Raw genomic sequence first — 17,389 nt, 5'->3', positions numbered from 1 at the left:
GAAATCTAACATTACGATGAAAATTCGACCCAAATCCCTCGCCACAGCGGGTGCCATTGCTGGCGTTCTGATCTCGCACGGTGTGTTCGCTACATTGCATAAAGAGCCCGTCATCAAGACGATCGAGTCTTCCAGTCCCCCCTGGTACGCCAGAGTGACTGACGAGGCCTTGATATCGATTACTCTATCGCCGAGGCTGTTGCGTCTGGATATGAACGCTGCAAACTCGATCAGGGCAGAAGCGAGCGACTTCAAGCCAGCGCGCTATTCCTTTCCAGGCGTTACGGTTCCACGATCAGTACTGCACGACCTGACCAGAATTTATTCTTATGGTCGGCGACGGGATGTGCCGATCGTGTCATCGGGGGGAGACTGGGTCATCGCGGAATACTACATGGCTGGATCCCATGTCCCTGCGTCCCGCTTCCGGCTACTGGGGAAGCAGGTTCAACGTCAGGAACAGTTGGACCGGACGGGGCACGCTGTCAAGATCATTGATATCGGCTGGGCGCCGCGGACGGCGTCGGACGATGACTCGGTTGATACGTCGACACTGGGTGACCATCCGGCGTGGATCCGCGTGTTCAGAGTATCACCCTCGGGAAAGAAGACGCTTGTTGCCTTGGCATGGCGAACAAAGGGGTTCCCGACAGCACCTGATACCGATGTGATGCCCGACGACAATGATCTCATCTTCGGCCTTCCGGATGGCACAGTGAAGTGGCATACCAAGAACGACTTTCTGAGCGCCAACGATATCGACCTGAGTGCCAGAAGACTTTCTGGTATGGCCAAACCGGCGTCAGGACCTTGAGCGCCGACTCGCCAAAACCGCCGTGTTGGCAAATTGCTTCGGGGCGTCGCCAGTATTGCCGCCGCAGATTGTACGTCCCGGGACTTGCCAACAACCATAACGCCTCGCCGTCAAGACGGCCTTGATTGTGCGCTTACCATTATCCGGAGCCCCCAGACGGCCCTGATGACCCCGACGACGAATGATTGCACAGCGAGAATGGTGCGCCAGAGAACACTCCCTACTCTTGAGTTCTAACTTCCGGCGCACAGCAAATCGTCTTAAACGGCCGGATGGCCAGTTACGAGCATGAAGCGACTTTCGAGCATCTTCTCGATTGCGAAGACGAACGGCTGCTCCTGGCCGGCTAGCGCCCGACGACCAAGCGTGGCGATCGCCGCGGGCACGGACTCTCCCAGGAGCCGGAGCTGAAAATGAAACTGGTGCGGCTCCCCATAGCAGTCGATCATCCGGATCGGGTCAAGCCGGGCGTTCTCAAAATCGGTCAATCCAGTGGACGCGGCAATCCTGGCATTGCAGCACGGCGTGCAGAGCAACTCATAGCGACCGTCGCCAGAGCCACAGTGTATGGTGTCCCAGCGCGGCGTCTGGTTGCCGCATTGTTCGCAACGCTCGTGTGCCATGTCGTCCCTGCTGTAACGGTTCTTCCTGCGAACGCCGGAGGATAGATTCAGGCTGCCATCTTCGGTAGTGTTCGTCACCGTTGGCAACGACAGGCAGCCCGACAAACCCGCAATGGTGTGCGCGGGAACCGGCGAACGGACTCCGATATTTTGACAGAGAGCGCGAGCACCTGCGGTATTTCTGGGGGCAAGCAGCGCCAGATAGGCGTCAAGCGTCTTCCGCAGCGTGACCAGGAAGGCGATACGTTATCCAGGATCGACGCGTTCGATGACGCTCCCCCAAGACATCCGCGCACGAAAACGGAACGTCCCTGGGCGGAACCCCACCACGACCGTATGCATCGCTGAAGTTGGCGCAGCATGAGTTACGCAGCTTGCCGCGTCAGGCCGACATGCTCACAAAATATTCGCGCATGACTTCAACGCAGACGCGCTGCAGGGTCCGGAGTTTCGAAACCGTCGCTGCTTCTCCAAAAAAACAATAGGATTACGAATTAAAAGTCGATCATTATCTTTGTGTTAAATGTACGACGACGTCGAGCCGACACCTCACACTCCACACATTAGGGTACGAATTCCCGACTCGCCTCATCCTTTCCGCGCGCATCAGATGCCGCCACGTCGAAGTCCGACGGCGTGCCCGCCGCTCCAAAAAGCAGCGCGACGATCTGCCGGGTCGGCACGCTCGCCACGAGCGTTCCGACTTTCCTGGGACGGAACCAGCGACAGCTCACGATTTCACTGCTCGGCTTCGGCCGCGCATCGTCAGGCAGGAGCGTGAAAAACACGTGATGGCGTTTGTTCAGCCCGCCGAACTGGAAAACATAGTCGAGTGCGTGGCCCTCGAGCGCGGTTTCTTCGCTGAGTTCACGCGCGGCGGCTTCGAGCGGTGTTTCGCCTCGCGAAATCGCCCCGCCCGGGAGTGACCAGCGCGACCGTCCTCTTTCCACCAGCAGGATCCGGTCACGCTGCCAGCAAACAACGGTAGCTCGCTCTTTCATGTGTCCAGGGCTCGGCTTGTGCGCCGCGTCATTCGAAGAAATGGCTCAAACATATTTGATCGCGCGCACCGTCCCGGCCAGCGCTTGTGCATCAGCCGATTTCGCCGCGCGACTGTTCGTCACAATCGCGGAGATGCGCTCGACGGGACACGACACCACCCTGCTGCGCACGCCGATCTTCGAGTAGTCCGCGAGGATGAGGGTTTGTTTCGCGTTGCGGCTCATGGCGTCGGCCATTTCCGCCTCTTCCTGGACAAAGCTCGTCGCGCCATGCACCGCATCCACGCCGACCGGAGACAGCAACGCGATATCGGCGTGAAAGCGATGTACCTCGGAAATCGCCGCGCCGCCATACGTCGCGCCAACCGATGCATTGAATGCGCCGCCAAGCAGATGCACGGCATGGCCGCTCGACTTCGTGGCGCGCTCGCCGGCCAGTTCGTTGGCGACGGCCACCGAGTTCGTGACGATGTGCAGGCCGCTCAGCGAAGCGAGGGCTTCGGCAAGAATCGCCGTCGTGGTGCCGGCATCGATGAAGAGCGTCTGTCCGCTGCCGATATGCGCGAGCGCACCGCGCGCGAGCGCACGCTTTTCCTTCACGCGAATGCCCGCGCGCACGCTGATCGGCAATTCGCTTTCCACGAACATCGCGCCGCCATGCACGCGGCGGATTTCGCCCGCCGTGTCGAGCTCGACGAGATCGCGGCGAATCGTCTCGCGCGAGACCCCGAGCGCCTCCGTCATATGATCGACCGACACAGTGCCGTGCGCCTTCAACAGCGCGCGAATGCGGCGATATCGCTCCTCAACCAGCATGGACTGTCTGCTCCCTCATCGCTTGTCCCCTCATCGCTAATCCGGCTCCGTTTGCGCGCTCAAAGACGGCGCGTGATCTCGAGGATCTGCGCATGCAGTTCGGGCGTGGCCGCCGCGATGATGCGCCCGTCACTGCCCATGCCCACCGTGCGGCCCTGCCAGTCCGTCACGCGCCCGCCCGCAGCCTCCACGACCGGCACGATAGCCAGATAGTCGTAAGGCTGCAAGCCCGCTTCGACGACGGCGTCGACGTAGCCCGCCGCGACCATCGCGTAACTGTAGCAATCGCCGCCGAACCGGCGGCTCGCGGCGGCGCGGCTCACCGCTTCGAACACCGGCAGTTCGGCCGCATCGAAGATGTCGGGCGAGGTGGCATAGACGTGCGCCGCCGCGAGACGCGTGCAGCCGCTCGTGCGCAACACCACGCCCTGCCCGTCGCACGCGCCCAGCTTGCCGCCGATCCACCGCTCGCCGGTCACGGGCGCATCGATGATGCCGAGCACCGGCTTGCCATTGCGCAACAGCGCGAACAGCGTGCCCCAGATCGGCCAGCCCGTCACGAAACTGCGCGTGCCGTCGATCGGATCGATCACCCACACGTATTCCGCGTCAGTCCGCTCGCGCCCGTGCTCCTCGCCGAAGATGCCATGCGCGGGAAAGCGCTGCGCGAGCCGCGCGCGGATATGCGCCTCGATCTCGCGGTCGGCAATGGTCACGGGGCTCTCGTCCGACTTGGTCTCGATGTCGAGCTTCTTGCGGAAATATCTCAGCGAGATCTCACGTGCCTCGTCGGCGAGCTGAACCGCAAATGCCTCGAATCCGCGCAGCACATCGTCGCTTTCCTGACTCATCTTGAATGCCCTTTTCTGGGGCAGCGCTGACGCTGCCGTGACGTGAACAGTGTCGCAAGCCCCCCGCGCCCAAAGCGCGAGAGGCTTGCTTTCGTGGTGTCGCCATCATGGCAGCAGATATTTTTGATTGCTAGACCCAATGCCAATATTCTGCAAATATCCACAAAACCACACAACGCAAACACACGGTTCGACACAGACGGTAACGCGCGCGCCTTGTGACTTTGTGGGGTTCCGACTTTGTGGGGTTCCTTCTTCGGTCGCCTCTCACTCTTTCAGGAAGATCGCAATGCGTATCCGCAAGACACTGACTTCGCTTTTCGCCCTCGGGCTGCTCTCGTGCACGATCTCGAACGCCGCTCACGCCGGGCAGATCACCGTGTACTCCGCGCTGGAAAGCGACGAAATCGCCACGTACCTGGCCGCCGCGAAAAAGGCGCTGCCCGACGTACAGGTCAACGTGCTGCGTCTGTCCACGGGCGACCTCGCCGCGCGCATGATCGCCGAATCCGGCGCGCCGCACGCGGACGCGGTTTGGGGCGAAGCGCTCACCAATCTGCTCGATCCGCGCATCGCGGACCAGCTCGCGCCGGTGAGCGGCAAGAACGTGTCGAGCCTGCCGAAGCAGTTCCGCGATCCGGCCGGCAAATGGTTTGCCGCGACCGGCTACATGGCCGCGCTCTGCGTGAACACCGACGCACTTGCCGCGAAGAAGCTGCCCATGCCGACCTCGTGGGAAGACCTCGCCAAGCCGGTCTACAAGGGCAACGTGGTGATGCCGGACCCGGCCTCGTCGGGCACGGGCTATCTGCAAATCGCCGCGATCCTGCAAGGCGCGGGCGAGGACAAGGGCTGGCAGATCCTCAAGGGGGTCGGCGCGAATGTCGCGCAGTTCACGCCGTCGGGCTCGCAACCGTGCAAGCTCGCGCGCACCGGCGAGTACGCCGTGGGCGCATCGTTCGCGTTCGTCGCCATGCAGTCGATCAAGGCCGGCTTCCCGGTGAAGATGGTGATTCCGTCGAAGTATGTTGGTTACGAGCTCGAAGGCTCGGGCATGCTGAAGAGTTCGACGCATCAGGTCGATACCGGGCGCTTCCTCGAATGGGTCGCCTCGCCCGACGCCGCGAAGCTCTATCAGCAATACAAGGAAATCGTCACGACACCGGGCATCAAGCCGACGCCCGAACAGATCGCCGAAGGTCTGCCCGCCGACGTCTCCAAGGTGCTGTACCCGATGGACTTCGCCGCTTCCGCGAAAATGCACGATGCCGTACTCAAGCGCTTCAAGACCGACGTGATGCATTAAGCACAGTCGCGCTTTCCCGTAGTCCGTTTCATGCCCGGCGCAACGCCGGGCAATCTAGCCTGGCCACTCTGGGAAGTCACCATGCATCTCACCGTCTCCGATCTCTTCAAGACATTTGCCGGTCACGTCGCGCTCGAACGCATTCATTTCGACGTGCAGGAGGACGAGTTCGTCTGCCTGCTGGGTCCGAGCGGCTGCGGCAAGACCACCCTGCTGCGCATCATCGCCGGCCTGCTCGACGCCGACGGCGGAAGTGTCACGATGGGTACGCGCTCGCTGCTGGAGATTCCCGCGCGCGAACGCGGCTTCGGCATCGTGTTCCAGTCCTACTCGCTGTTTCCGAACATGACGGTCGCGCAGAACATCGGCTATGGGATGAAGATTCGCGGCGTGCCGCGCGTGCAGATCGACGCACGTTGCAAGGAACTGCTCGAACTGATTCGCCTGCCGCATCTCGCCGGCCGCTATCCGGGCCAGCTTTCCGGCGGTCAACAGCAACGCGTCGCGATCGCGCGTGCGATTGCCGTCGATCCCTCGCTGCTGCTGCTCGACGAGCCGCTATCCGCGCTCGACGCGCAGGTGCGCGTCGAAATGCGCCGCGAAATTCACGATGTCCAGCGCCGCCTGCGCATCCCCACCATCATGGTGACGCACGATCAGGAAGAGGCACTCACGCTCGCCGACAAGATCATCTGCATGAATCACGGCCGCATCGAGCAGATCGGCTCGCCGCGCGAACTGTACGAGCGCCCGCGCACGCGCTTCGTGGCGAGCTTTATCGGCACCTCGAACCTGCTGCCTGCGTCGTGGGTGCGCGATGCGTTCCCCGCCTTGATGGAGCACCATCCGGGCGGCGCCGATGCAGCATTCGAAGCGTGCGTGCGTCCCGAAGATCTCACGGTGTCGCCGGGCACGCACGACGAAGGCGCGAGCGCCCGCGTGATCGACTCGACCTTCCTCGGCAGCACCACGCGCATCCGCGTGCACTGGTGTGGCCGCGAACTGCTCGCCGAACAGCCGCGCGTCCTGCCGATGGAAGCGGGCACGCCGGTCACATTATCCGTGGCGAACGACCGCTGCGCATGGGTGGCGGCATGAGCGCCTCGCTTGCTGCCACGAATCGCCCGCGCGTCGAGCGCCCGGGCCGCACGATGGGCGCCGTGCTGCGCGTCGCGATGGTCGCGGTGCCGCTCGCCTGTCTCGCGCTGTTCTTCCTCTATCCGCTTGCGGTTATCGCGTGGCATAGCCTGCTGAATGGCGACGCGAGACTGGGCGTGAGCAACTATGTCGCGCTCTGGCGCACGCCCGGCATGCTGGAGGCGGCATGGCACAGCCTCGTGCTGAGCGCCGCGACGACGCTCGTGAGCATCGTGCTCGGCTTCATGATCGCGTTCACCTTGCAGCGCTCGCGCCTGCCTGCGCCGAACATGATCCGCGCGACGCTGCTGCTCCCGATGCTCGCGCCTTCGCTGATGCAAGGCCTCGGCATGCTGTTCCTGCTCGGACGCAATGGCCTCGTGCACAAGTGGACCGGCTGGGACGTCGAAATCTACGGTTTCTGGGGACTCCTGATCGCCGATGTGATCTACGCGTTGCCGCAGGCGGTGCTCATTATCGGTGCGGCGCTCGCGCAATCGGACGCCCGCTATTACGACGCCGCCGATGTGCTCGGCGCGCGACGCTGGCAGCAATTCTTCGCACTCACGTTGCCGAATGCGCGCTTTGGCCTGCTGTCGGCGGCCTTCGTCGTGTTCACCGTGACGATCACCGACTTCGGCAATGCGGTGGTGATCGGCGGGAACTATCACGTGCTCGCCACGGAGATCTACAACCAGGTGTCCGGGCAGATGAACTTCGGCATGGGCGCTGCGGTCGGCATGGTCTTGCTGCTGCCTTCGCTCGCCTCGGTGTATATCGAGCGCATGGCTTCGCAACGGCAGTTCGGCGGTGCATCGGAAAGCCGCGTGCCGGTGACGCCTCGCGCGAATCGCCTGCGTGACGGGCTGCTCGGCGTCGGCTGCCTGCTCGCGCTGCTGCCGATCGTGGCGTCCGTCGCGACCGTGGTCTTTGCGAGTTTTGTGCGCTTGTGGCCGTACCGTCTCGAACTGACGCTCGCCAACTACGGAGGCGAATTGTCCGGCGGATATGGCGCAATCGTCACGTCGCTGGAAATCTCGCTCGCGGCGGCCGCACTGGGCGTGCTGCTGTTGTTCTCGCTGAGCTATGGCGCGCGCCGCATGCCGGGCGCGGTGTCGCGGCTGATTTACACCGTGGCCGTGCTGCCCGCCGCCGTGCCGGGAATGGTCGTGGGTCTCGCTTATATTCTCGCATTCAATAGCGGTCCGCTGGGGACATGGCTCTATGGCAGCGCCACCGTGATCGTGCTCTGCAACTTCTATCACTATCACACACAGGGCTTTCTCACGATGAGCACGGGCTTGCGTGCGGTGCCGGCTGCGCTCGAGGAAGTCGTGGATTGCCTGGGAGGCGGCCTGCGCCATGCACTCCACGATGCCGTGCTGCCCTTCGTCGCCGCAACTGCTGTGAGCGTGTTTTTCTTTCTGTTCATGCGCTCGATGGTGACACTGTCCGCTGTCGTCTTTCTTGTTACGCCTGCGCTGAATCTTGCTTCAGTCGCTGTCATGCAGCTCGATGAAAACGGCTTCGTCTCGCAGGCCGCCGCTTACTCCACGTGCATCATGGTCGTGACGTCGCTTGCCCTGGTGCTCATGCGTCTTGCCATGAAGCGCGTGATGCTGCGACGCGACGTCGTGCAATGACGATCGCATCCCTATGCAATGTATGACCGTGCATCCAGTTCGCGCCGGTGCACGGCGCAGTCTTACAGACTGATTTTGACAGATCGGCGCCGAATTCCGACACCGCCCAGAATGCGCCGTTCAGAATGCGCCGTTCAGATCGATGGTTCGCCGACGTACAGATGTCGTCTACGTTAACTGCAACCGCCCATTCGACTGAACGGGACGAAGGGTCATCCGGCGGCCTTTGCTGCCATCACTGGCTGGGCTGCTTTGGCGTAATCGCCGAAAGGCCGCCTAAGGTCACGCCGTGGTGGCCACCATCACAGAATATGCCTTGAATACCGCTGTCGCCTGCATACCGACTGCCAGCGACAGCGCATCGACAGCGTCGTTGGTGACGTTCGCCGTCAGGCTGGTGCCGCCCGGCAGCGTCAGCACAACCAGCGAAGAAACCGCACCGCGTTCGACCCGCGAGATCGTTCCGGAAAACTGGTTACGCGCCGACAGCGTATAGCCGGCGAAGTCGATCACGAGCACGATCGCCGATGACTTGATCAGCAGGATCGCCTCCTTCCCGGGCTCAAGCTTCAGCCGTCCGGCAGCGGCCGTCGTGATGGTCGCGACCACTTGCTGGCCACCCGGTATCGTCACCGACACCTGGGTAGTAACCGGCCCCGGTATAACAGCGTCAATTGTTCCGGCGAACTGGTTACGCGCGGTCGTTTTCATTGCGATTCTCCTGAGAAGGCCGGCCACCGCCGGCAACTGGTTGAGCCACGCCTCCTGCTCGTGCAGGAAAGCCTGGTTTGCGGCCTCCAGCCGACGCCACGCGTCGAGCAGCGTGAATGCCGCCGGCGTAAGGCGCGTGCCGCCGCCGCCCTTGCCGCCCGTTCCTGTTTCGATCAGCGGCTGGCTGGCAAGATTGGCCGCGCTTTCCAGCAACAGCCACGCGCCCTTGTAGCTGTAGCCTGCTGTTCGGGCCGCGCGATTGATTGAGCCAGTGTGGTCGATCGCCTCCATCAACGCGAAGAAGCGCGCATCGAGACGACCGGCCAGCTTCAGCTCGGACCCGAGCAACGTCGCTCCGGCGGCGACGGACGCGTTCCGGCGCATGTCAACATTCCGCCTGCACGTGGAGCAGTTCGCGCACTCGATACGCGTTCGCGGTGAGCGGCTCCACCGTACGTTCCGGCAACAAGGCGCAGGTCGTCACCGAGCGGGGCTGGTCTCGCCGAACGTCGACTTCGCGGGTCACGCTACCGCGCTCCACGACAAACGCGACCTGCGCCAACGCGAGAACATCCTCGACGTCATGCGTGATCATGACGACTGGCAAATTCCAGCGCGCAAACACACAGGCAAGCTGCCTGCGCAGATCCTCGCGCAACAGCGGGTTCAGTGCGGCGAACGGCTCGTCGAGCAGCAGCAGGCCAGGACGACACGCGAGCGAGCGCGCCAGCGCGACGCGTTGTTGCTGACCGCCTGATAACGTCGCCGGGCGGCTCGCCGCCAGCGCGGCGAGCCCGAACATCTCCAGCAATTCGTCGACACGATGAGTGTCGTCTGGTGCAAGCCTTCGGCGCCGCCAGTTCGTCAACCCGAACGCGACGTTCTCCCGCACGCTCAGGTGTGGAAACAGCGCGTAGTGCTGGAACAGATAGCCGATGCCGCGTTGCTCGGGCGGCAGATCAATCTGCTGCACAGAATCGAACAGCACGCGGTCGCCGATCCTGACATGTCCACGCTGCGGTCTGAGCAGCCCCGCGATCGCCTGGAGGGTCATCGACTTTCCGCCGCCCGAAGGTCCGTAGAGCGCGATCACCGTCGCGTCGGATACGAAACGCATTCCGAGCGCGAAATGTCGCGCGCCATCAGAGATGGTCGCCTCGAGATCGATGTCAATCATCGTGCGGCGGCGTCAGGACTGCGAGAAGCCGTAGCGCTTCAGGATATCCTGCGCAGAAGGCGTCAGCAGATAGTCCAGGAACGCCTTCGCGAGCGCCTTTTCGCGGCTTGCGCTGACCGCGATGACCGGGTAGGTCACCGGATCGTGTCCACCAACCGCCTGCACGATCTCGACCTTGCCTGGCATCAGCGCGGCGTCGGTGCGATAGACGAAGCCCGCGTCGGCTTCCCCCCGGGAGACGTAATCCAGTACCTGACGCACGCTGTCTGCCTGCGCAAACTTCGGCGCAAGCGCATCCCACAGCATCGCCTTTTCGAGCGCCTGTTGCGTGTAGCGGCCTACCGGCACGGTCGACACCTTGCCGATGGCGATCCGCCGCACCGCCGGATTCGACAGGTCCATCACGCTCTTCACCGGCGAACCCTGTGCGGCCGGCACGATCAGCACCAGCGCGTTCGTCGCGAAATCGCGGCGCGTGGATTCGTCGAACAGCCCGGCATCGACGCCGCGCGTGACAGTCTGCTCATCGGCGCTCGCGAACACGTCGACCGGCGCGCCTTGACGGATCTGCTGCAACAGCATGCCCGACGCACCGAAGTTGAAGCGTACCGATACATCCGGGTGTGTCGCCTCGAACTTCGCGCCCACCTCCTTGAACGCGTCGGTCAGGCTGGCTGCGGCAGAAACGGTCAGCTGCTGCGCGAACGCGACACACGGCGCTGCCGCGACCAGACCGACGAACAGGGAGGCGAGAAGACGTTTCACGAAAGGGCTCCACGAAGTCAGCGAAGGGAAAGAAAGCGGCCAGACAGCACGAGCACTGCGATGGACAGGATCGACGTGACGAACACCAGCAACAACGCAGCCTGATCGCGGCCGTCCTGCATCGCGTCGTAGATCGACATCGACAGCGTCTGCGTCTGATGCGGGATGTCGCCCGCCACCATCAGCGTCGCACCGAACTCACCCATCGCGCGTGCAAACGCGAGCAGCGTGCCGGCAAGGATACCGGGCCACGCGAGCGGCAGCGTGACGCGCACGAACACCGACCACTGCGACTGTCGCAGCGTCCGCGCTGCGGCCTCGAGCGAACGGTCCACGCCCGCGAACGCCGCGTTCGCGGACTTCAGCACGAGCGGCAACGCGACGATCGCCGACGCGAGCACAGCGCCGTGCCAGTTGAAGACGATCGTGTAGCCGGCCTGCCGGTAGAGCCAACCGCCGACAACGCTTCGCCGCCCGGCCGCGACCAGCAACGCATAGCCGATCACGGTCGGCGGCAACACGAGCGGCAGCATGCAGACAGCTTCGACGACGGCGCTGCCGGGGAAGCGCCGGCGCGCGAACAACCAGCCGAGGGCAATCCCGGCGACGAGTGCAAACACTGTCGCGACACCCGCGACGCGCAGCGACAACCAGAACGGCGACCAGTCCATCCGATGAAGGGAATCCGACATTACCGACACTCCACGTTGTGAATCAGGCTTCACATCACCTGTTGCAAGATGTGGGCCATTCGTGGGCCGGTGCTGCCGCAGGAGTACGCCCGTCGGATCAGATCAGTCCCGCCGCACAAGCGAACCGTGCGAGCGAGGCGCGCGCCTCGTGGGCATCGTGTGTGGCGGGCTTGAGCAGCAGCCGGTGCGGGCCGAGCCGTTCGCCCAGCTCTTTCGCGCGCGCCACACACTGCCCTGGATCGCCGATGATCGCGTTCGCGAGGATCACCGCTTCCGTTGCGTCCGGCGAGAACATAGGTGGCAGCTTGCCCGGCGGGAACCGCACGCCCATCAGACGGGGATACGCGCGCACTGCCGCGACACCGTGCTCGATCGCGCGACGGCTATCGTTATCGCAATGAAAAAAACGCGCGATCGCAAACGGAAAGGCGCCGCGCCGCGTACGCTCGTCGGCCACCTGCTCCGCAATTTGACCGAGATCCGAAGAAGGCGTCGCCATCAGGCCATAGCCGTGCTCCGCAGCAATGCGCAGTGAGTCCCCAGCAAGGCTCGCGAGCCAGACTGGCATCGGGCGCTGCAACGGACGCGGATAGACTGCGACATCTTCATACCGGAAGAAGCGTCCGTCGAAATGTGTTTGCGGCTCGCTCCATAGCCGCCGGATCAAATCGAGCGCCTCATGCATGCGTTCGCGCGCGACATCCGCGGACTGGATCCCCGAGGGACGATACTGCTCCGGAAACGGCCCACCGCGCGCGACACCGAACTCGATGCGCCCGCCGCTCAGCAGGTCGAGTGCAGCGATATCTTCCGCAACGCGCAGCGGGTCGTTCAGTGCGAGCAACGATGCGCCGCTGCCGAGCCGGATCGTCGACGTCAGCGCCGCGATGTGTGAAAGCAGCACGGTCAGCGCGCTGCCGATCGCGAACGGACTGTAGTGGTGCTCGGCCACCCAGACGTCGTGGAACCCCATCTGCTCCGCCTCGACGCCGGTCCGAACAGTCTGCCGGAGCGCGTCGCGTGCGTCGTTGTCGGGGTTCTCGACGTTCAGAAACACACCATAGCGTTGTAGTAATTCCGACATTTTGTGGCTTCACCGATTCAAGTCGTCGTTTGGCTCCGGTGAAACGCCGGAACCAGACAATCCGCAGGCACACTCAGCGCAGCCTGCGGCACCCGTGTGCGAATGGCGGCAGCGCTGCAAGCCGTTGCCTCCGATGATCCGCCCGCGCCAGCCCGGCGACAAAGCTCGCCAGGTTCGACGTGCGCAGCGCCACCCACGGGACGCCGTGGCGTGCACAGATGTTGCGCAGCGCGGCGAGGGACCCGGGGTCGATGGTGTCGAGCGGGCACAGCACCGCATCCGTGCGCGGCAACAGCGCGGCAAACCGGGTCGCCCGGTCGCCGGGATCCACGTCGATCAGCGCGACGTGATGCACGAACACGCCTCCGGCGCGCGCCAGCCACTCGCGCAACACCGCGTTGCTCCGGGGCCGGCCACCGACGTAGACGAAACGCCGCCCGCGCAGCAACGCGTCGATCGTGCCGCTGTCGAGCAACGTCCGTTCGATCCATTGCAACTCATGCGCCAGACTGGCGACGTGCGCCCGCAGTCGCTCAACGTCCGCTTCCGTGGCCGTGATCGGGGCGGCGTGGTTCACAGCCGTGCGCCCGCATTCCGGGCGGCCTGCTCCAGTCAGCGCTGCCATGATGCTTCATCGTCCAGCGAACGCGCCCGTGACGTCGACGTCGTGAACCAGCTGCGTACCGTGTCATACGTATAACGGCTAAGCGCCTCATGACGCGCGCGCGGTGCAAGCAACTGCACGGACAGCGGTTCGGCCCAACCCCAGAAGTCCGCGCGTAGCGCGGGCGGAAAGTTCACGTCGTCGAACGCATGCCACAGTTGCACCAGCCATAGTTCCCGCCCTTCCTCGTCGAGCAGCAGCGGGAGCCCCGCCCCCGCCTGCAGATGCGCATGGCGCTGACTGTAGTAGAGCGGCCCTCCGCAGGCCTCGACAACATAGTCCGCCACGCGCTCGGTCACACAGTCGAAGCAATCGCCCGCATGCGCGAAGAGCGGCGTCGTACGCATGCGCCTCATGTGCTGCCGCACCAGCTCGCGCAGACCGGCTTCCGCACAGATCGCAAGCAGGCGGTGCGACGGCGCCGGCAGTGGCGCGCAGACGGCTCGCATGCCCTGCACAGGCCGATCGCGGGACGCATGCGCCACAGGCCAGTGCAATGTCCGGTAACAGGCGCGCGTACAAGGTGTCCAGCGCGCCCGCGGCGCGCCTTCAGATGTTGGGTCCATGGCGTGTCGGATATCGTGTCCAGTTTGTCGGTTATATACCGAAATACATAACGGCAACCAGAACGAAGCAAGGACTACGCCTGGATCACCGAGCCGGCCTACTCCGGCCCGAAACAGTGCGCGTAGTCCGAGCACACGCCACAGCTCGGCGCCTTGCAGACAAGCAGTCCTTCCCGTTCGCACAATTGCTTGTAAAAGAACTTTTTCCACTTCATGTCATGGGTATTTTTGGCGGCAAGCCGTGGAAACCAGTAGCCGAGCAAAGCAGAGAGTTCGCGTCGCGAAGGCAGTTGCAGGTCCTGCCACAGATGATTGGCGCCCAGGCACGCGCCGGCCAGCGCATGGGCAATGCATTCAGTCTCCTCGGCCGTACCGGCACCGGGATCGGCGTGGTCCTTGAACAGCGTCACCAGATCTTCCACCTCGTCGTAACGCGACCCGCGCCGCGACATACCGTCCATCCCCTCCCGTGCGAACGGCAACACGGCATCGCTTCCTGGGAACCAGTGCGAGAGCAGCCAGCGGGTCTTGCTCGCATCGAGTCCCCGGATCGGCAGCACGAGCGCTCCGTATTGATCGAAGGCGCCCGACAATACACCCGCTAGGGCCAGTACGGTGGGGTCTCCTGGATTCACCGCATGGCGCATCAACGTGGCGTGAAAATCCATGACGGCATGCTCAGACATGCGCCGCCGAATGCGTGTAGCACTTCTTCGGACAGATCTTCGCGCAGGCGGTACAACCGATGCACAGTTCCCGGTGGGCGATGGTCATGACTTTCTTTTCGTATTCGTCGTCTTCGTCCTCGCCGTCGAGCGCGACGTGCGCGCCCTCCTCGTCGAGCCCCACGAGCTCCAGCACACCCCTCGGGCAGACCTTGAAGCACCGGCCGCAGCCAATGCACTTCTGCTCGTCGAGTGTGGACACGAAAGTCGGCGTCCAGGTCTCACCGCTCGGCAGCTTCACGCTGAAGGTATCGCTCATCTTTGCCTCCTGCGAGCGGGGTTACGCGCAAGCCGCGGCGGCGGCCTTGCGCGCTTCCATCAACGCGGCGTGCGCATCGTGGCAACGCTGCGCGACGGTGAGAATCTGCTCCCAGTTCGTCGGCAGTTCCTCGGACAGGTCGTGCAGATCCATCTTCGCCTGCGTGGCCTGCGCGTTGAGCTTCTTCAAACGCGCCTTCAGTTCGACAGCATCGGTCATCGTGTGCTCCCTGCTCAGGCGCCGTACTGCGCAACGGCCGGATAGGCCCGGATCATCCCGACGGCATCGGCCAGGAACCCGCTTCCGGCCGCAGCCAGTTTCGCAAGCGAAGGAAAGCCGAAGCGGTGCACGTCGCGCAGTTGCTTGTTGACGACGACGAGCCTCCCCGCGATCAGCACCATGCGGCCGAATCCCTCGTGGCTCATCTTCATCATGGGCGACACCATCTGCCCGGTCTCGCGCTCGATCGCCACCGCGATGGCGTTGTAGAACAGCTCCAGATGCCACAGGGTCTCGGGGTCCGGGTCGCCCATGATCGGAATCGCGCGACGCTCCTCCGGCGTCAGGATGTACGGCTTGAGCAACTGCAGGTCTGTCCTGCCTTCCCACGTGCCGTGGGTATCCTGCGCGCGCATCTGCCTGACAAGTTGCTGGATGAACGGCGTTGCAAGCAGCGCCTCGTCGCTGGCCGCGTCCGCGGCCGTGTGCTCGGTGATGGCTTCAGCCATGAGATACCTCGTCGTCTTCGAAATCGTATGTGCGTTCGCCGTCCTTCGCGAGCGCCTTGCGCAGCCATGGAGGCGGTGTGCCCTTGAGCACGCCCAGCAGCCTGGCGAGAATCTCTTCGATGGGTTCCGGCTGCGGCACCTTGATCGGATGAATCTTCAGCGCCACCACGCGCGCGGCACCTGAACCACCAATCGCGGCAACGTACAGGATCGCGCAGTCCTTTACGGCTTCAAGCTTCGGCGCAAGCTTGTCCTCGTCGCCGTCTTCCTCGAGCTTGCCGCCGAAGTCGAATGCCTCAACAAACTCATACCCGCCGGGCGTGACGTTGTAGATCACGATGCTCTTCGCCCAGCCAAAGTGGGCGTCGACGTGCTGCCGGTCCTGGGTCGCGAAAGCGATCTTCATGCTGTGTGCTCCTGGTTGGGTTCGGGCATGGCCGTGACGACCGGAATCTTCACTTCGCGCGACGGATCGCGCGCTGCCAGATCGACCGACGATTGCGGCAACGGCCAGTCGCCCGGACGGTGATGGGCGATCTGCTCGATCATCAGGTTCGCGATTTCGAAGATCAGGTTCATCGTGCCGCGGTAGCCGACCTGGCAGCGGTGTGCGTTGCCTACGCGATCGAACACGGGGAAGCCGACGCGCATTAGCGGCTTGCCCAGTCGCTCCGCCATCTGCCGGCCGTGCGAATGCGTGATCAGCAGATCACAGTCGCCCGCGGCTCGTTCCATGTCTTCCAGGTCGCCCAGCACGACCTCGGTCGCCGGCAGCAGCGCGTGCGATGATGAAGCGGTCGTGCTGACGCAGACTTTCAACTCAGCGCCCATTTCGTGCAGCAGCGCGCCGAGCGCGAGCAGCAGGTCGGGTTCGGCGCCGAGCGCCACCTTGATGCCACCGGTGTAGAAGTGGCTGTCGAGCATTGCGTCGAGCAACTGGCTGCGCTGCCGGCGGTACTTCGCGGGCACAGGCCGGCCAGACAATTGCGCGAGGCGCTGCAACAGCCGGTCGTTGGGTTCGAGCCCGGTGAGCCTCTCGAATATTTCGAACGGCGTGCCGGCAATCGCCTGCAACGCCTGCGCTCCCTCGCGCGTCTGCTCGCCCACCCCGATCGTGAAAGCCGACGCGCCGGCTGCACGAATCTGCTCCAGCGTCGTGCCACCGAGCGTCGTACCCCGCCAGTCCGGTGCGATGTGGCCGTCGAGCGAACCGGACAGGTCCGGCAGGACAATCGCATCGAGCCCGAACATACCGACGATCTCGCGCAGCTCGTCGATATCGCCAGGCGAAAGATGGCTGCCTGGCAGCAACGTGACCTGCCGCGCGACGCTCGGCAGCGGCTTGACCATCGCGTTCACCACAGCGGTAACGGCGTGGCTGTAGCCGTCCTCGAACCCGCCGACATAGTCGGGCGTGGACACGTACACGAGTTCTGTGTCGTCGAGCTCGGGCTTGCGCTTGCGAACCATGGCGAGATAGCCCTCCACGTCGTCGCCCTTGGTTTCGGTGAGTCCCGTCGAGCAGATTGCGATGATCTTCGGCGCTGCCCGCTTGCGGATGTTCAGCAGCGCTGTTTCGATGTTCTCGTATCCGCCAAGGATGGTCGTGACCTCGTTCATCGCCGTGGTCTGTAACGGAATCGCCTCCTTGAAATGGCGCACCAGCAGCACGAGGCCGAACGACGTGCACCCCTGCGAGCCGTGCATCACCGGCATGCAGGCGTCGAGCCCCATGAACGCAAAGCTCGCACCGAGCGGCTGACTCATCTTCAGCGGATTGACCGCACAGGCTTTCTTCGATTCGACGACGATGGCCATGATGTTCGC

21 protein-coding genes are annotated in these 17,389 nt (G+C 63.7%); 4 read left to right on the top strand and 17 right to left on the bottom strand.

Annotation, left to right across the window (positions count from 1 at the left end):
• Nucleotides 1–16: 16 nt before the first annotated feature.
• The gene (locus BHE01S_RS38150; protein ID WP_157025748.1) at nt 17–814 is read left to right on the top strand and encodes a hypothetical protein; all 798 of its coding nucleotides are present in this window, start codon (nt 17–19) and stop codon (nt 812–814) included.
• Nucleotides 815–1,074: 260 nt separating this feature from the next.
• Here the strand turns inward: BHE01S_RS38150 and BHE01S_RS30940 are convergent, their stop codons facing one another.
• From BHE01S_RS30940 to hisN, 4 genes are all read right to left on the bottom strand, one after another.
• The gene (locus tag BHE01S_RS30940; RefSeq protein WP_245639909.1) at nt 1,075–1,437 is read right to left on the bottom strand and encodes a DUF7685 domain-containing protein; all 363 of its coding nucleotides are present in this window, start codon (nt 1,435–1,437) and stop codon (nt 1,075–1,077) included.
• A gap of 563 nt (nt 1,438–2,000) precedes the next feature.
• The gene (locus tag BHE01S_RS30935; protein WP_084069407.1) at nt 2,001–2,438 is read right to left on the bottom strand and encodes an NUDIX hydrolase; all 438 of its coding nucleotides are present in this window, start codon (nt 2,436–2,438) and stop codon (nt 2,001–2,003) included.
• A 45-nt stretch (nt 2,439–2,483) separates the two neighbouring features.
• Nucleotides 2,484–3,254 carry a DeoR/GlpR family DNA-binding transcription regulator gene (locus tag BHE01S_RS30930; protein ID WP_042270784.1) on the bottom strand — a complete coding sequence of 257 codons (771 nt, stop codon included), beginning with the start codon at nt 3,252–3,254 and terminating at the stop codon, nt 2,484–2,486.
• A 59-nt stretch (nt 3,255–3,313) separates the two neighbouring features.
• On the bottom strand, nt 3,314–4,105 hold the full coding sequence (hisN, locus tag BHE01S_RS30925; RefSeq protein ID WP_042270782.1) for a histidinol-phosphatase: 792 nt from the start codon (nt 4,103–4,105) through the stop codon (nt 3,314–3,316).
• A 289-nt stretch (nt 4,106–4,394) separates the two neighbouring features.
• Here hisN and BHE01S_RS30920 point away from each other — a divergent pair, with 289 nt between their 5' ends.
• The 3 genes from BHE01S_RS30920 to BHE01S_RS30910 all read left to right on the top strand — a co-directional run bounded on the left by BHE01S_RS30920 (nt 4,395) and on the right by BHE01S_RS30910 (nt 8,191).
• Nucleotides 4,395–5,411 (top strand): ABC transporter substrate-binding protein, encoded by a 1,017-nt coding sequence (locus BHE01S_RS30920; protein ID WP_174479546.1) that lies wholly within the window; start codon nt 4,395–4,397, stop codon nt 5,409–5,411.
• 81 nt (nt 5,412–5,492) lie between these two features.
• Nucleotides 5,493–6,509, top strand: coding sequence for an ABC transporter ATP-binding protein (locus BHE01S_RS30915; protein WP_042270822.1), 1,017 nt, complete (start codon nt 5,493–5,495; stop codon nt 6,507–6,509).
• Nucleotides 6,506–8,191 (top strand): ABC transporter permease subunit, encoded by a 1,686-nt coding sequence (locus tag BHE01S_RS30910; protein WP_084069422.1) that lies wholly within the window; start codon nt 6,506–6,508, stop codon nt 8,189–8,191. The genes BHE01S_RS30915 and BHE01S_RS30910 overlap by 4 nt, the downstream gene beginning before the upstream one ends.
• Before the next feature lie 282 nt (nt 8,192–8,473).
• On the opposite strand, the gene BHE01S_RS36320 is transcribed toward BHE01S_RS30910, so the two are convergent.
• The 13 genes from BHE01S_RS36320 to nifN all read right to left on the bottom strand — a co-directional run bounded on the left by BHE01S_RS36320 (nt 8,474) and on the right by nifN (nt 17,380).
• Nucleotides 8,474–9,286: a TOBE domain-containing protein gene (locus BHE01S_RS36320; RefSeq protein ID WP_042270779.1), complete on the bottom strand. Its 813-nt coding sequence runs from the start codon at nt 9,284–9,286 to the stop codon at nt 8,474–8,476.
• 1 nt (nt 9,287) lies between these two features.
• Complete coding sequence (locus BHE01S_RS30900) at nt 9,288–10,079, bottom strand: ABC transporter ATP-binding protein (RefSeq protein WP_042270777.1); 792 nt, start codon at nt 10,077–10,079, stop codon at nt 9,288–9,290.
• Between the two features lie 12 nt (nt 10,080–10,091).
• A complete protein-coding gene (gene modA, locus BHE01S_RS30895; protein ID WP_084069405.1) occupies nt 10,092–10,844 on the bottom strand; it encodes a molybdate ABC transporter substrate-binding protein in 753 nt (250 codons plus the stop codon).
• Nucleotides 10,845–10,861: 17 nt separating this feature from the next.
• Nucleotides 10,862–11,536 (bottom strand): molybdate ABC transporter permease subunit, encoded by a 675-nt coding sequence (gene modB, locus BHE01S_RS30890; protein ID WP_042270775.1) that lies wholly within the window; start codon nt 11,534–11,536, stop codon nt 10,862–10,864.
• A 97-nt stretch (nt 11,537–11,633) separates the two neighbouring features.
• On the bottom strand, nt 11,634–12,620 hold the full coding sequence (locus BHE01S_RS30885) for an LLM class flavin-dependent oxidoreductase (protein ID WP_042270773.1): 987 nt from the start codon (nt 12,618–12,620) through the stop codon (nt 11,634–11,636).
• Nucleotides 12,621–12,693: 73 nt separating this feature from the next.
• Nucleotides 12,694–13,245 (bottom strand): DUF2325 domain-containing protein, encoded by a 552-nt coding sequence (locus BHE01S_RS30880; RefSeq protein WP_052406194.1) that lies wholly within the window; start codon nt 13,243–13,245, stop codon nt 12,694–12,696.
• Nucleotides 13,233–13,631 carry a globin family protein gene (locus tag BHE01S_RS39715; protein WP_322787348.1) on the bottom strand — a complete coding sequence of 133 codons (399 nt, stop codon included), beginning with the start codon at nt 13,629–13,631 and terminating at the stop codon, nt 13,233–13,235. Before BHE01S_RS39715 ends, BHE01S_RS30880 begins: the two co-directional genes overlap by 13 nt.
• A gap of 317 nt (nt 13,632–13,948) precedes the next feature.
• A complete protein-coding gene (locus BHE01S_RS30870) occupies nt 13,949–14,518 on the bottom strand; it encodes a nitrogen fixation protein NifQ (RefSeq protein ID WP_042270771.1) in 570 nt (189 codons plus the stop codon).
• A 10-nt stretch (nt 14,519–14,528) separates the two neighbouring features.
• Nucleotides 14,529–14,834, bottom strand: coding sequence for a ferredoxin III, nif-specific (fdxB, locus tag BHE01S_RS30865; protein ID WP_042270768.1), 306 nt, complete (start codon nt 14,832–14,834; stop codon nt 14,529–14,531).
• A gap of 21 nt (nt 14,835–14,855) precedes the next feature.
• On the bottom strand, nt 14,856–15,053 hold the full coding sequence (locus BHE01S_RS30860) for a CCE_0567 family metalloprotein (RefSeq protein WP_042270764.1): 198 nt from the start codon (nt 15,051–15,053) through the stop codon (nt 14,856–14,858).
• 14 nt (nt 15,054–15,067) lie between these two features.
• Nucleotides 15,068–15,562, bottom strand: coding sequence for a NifX-associated nitrogen fixation protein (locus tag BHE01S_RS30855; protein ID WP_042270762.1), 495 nt, complete (start codon nt 15,560–15,562; stop codon nt 15,068–15,070).
• Nucleotides 15,555–15,968 carry a nitrogen fixation protein NifX gene (gene nifX / locus BHE01S_RS30850; protein ID WP_042270761.1) on the bottom strand — a complete coding sequence of 138 codons (414 nt, stop codon included), beginning with the start codon at nt 15,966–15,968 and terminating at the stop codon, nt 15,555–15,557. The genes BHE01S_RS30855 and nifX overlap by 8 nt, the downstream gene beginning before the upstream one ends.
• A complete protein-coding gene (gene nifN / locus BHE01S_RS30845; RefSeq protein ID WP_042270759.1) occupies nt 15,965–17,380 on the bottom strand; it encodes a nitrogenase iron-molybdenum cofactor biosynthesis protein NifN in 1,416 nt (471 codons plus the stop codon). Before nifN ends, nifX begins: the two co-directional genes overlap by 4 nt.
• Nucleotides 17,381–17,389 lie beyond the last annotated feature (9 nt).

It is taken from the genome of Paraburkholderia heleia NBRC 101817 (assembly GCF_000739775.1).
Taxonomy (GTDB): Bacteria; Pseudomonadota; Gammaproteobacteria; order Burkholderiales; family Burkholderiaceae; genus Paraburkholderia; species Paraburkholderia heleia.
Note: the sequence above shows the minus strand (reverse complement) of the source record. Positions and strands in the feature narration are given on the sequence as shown.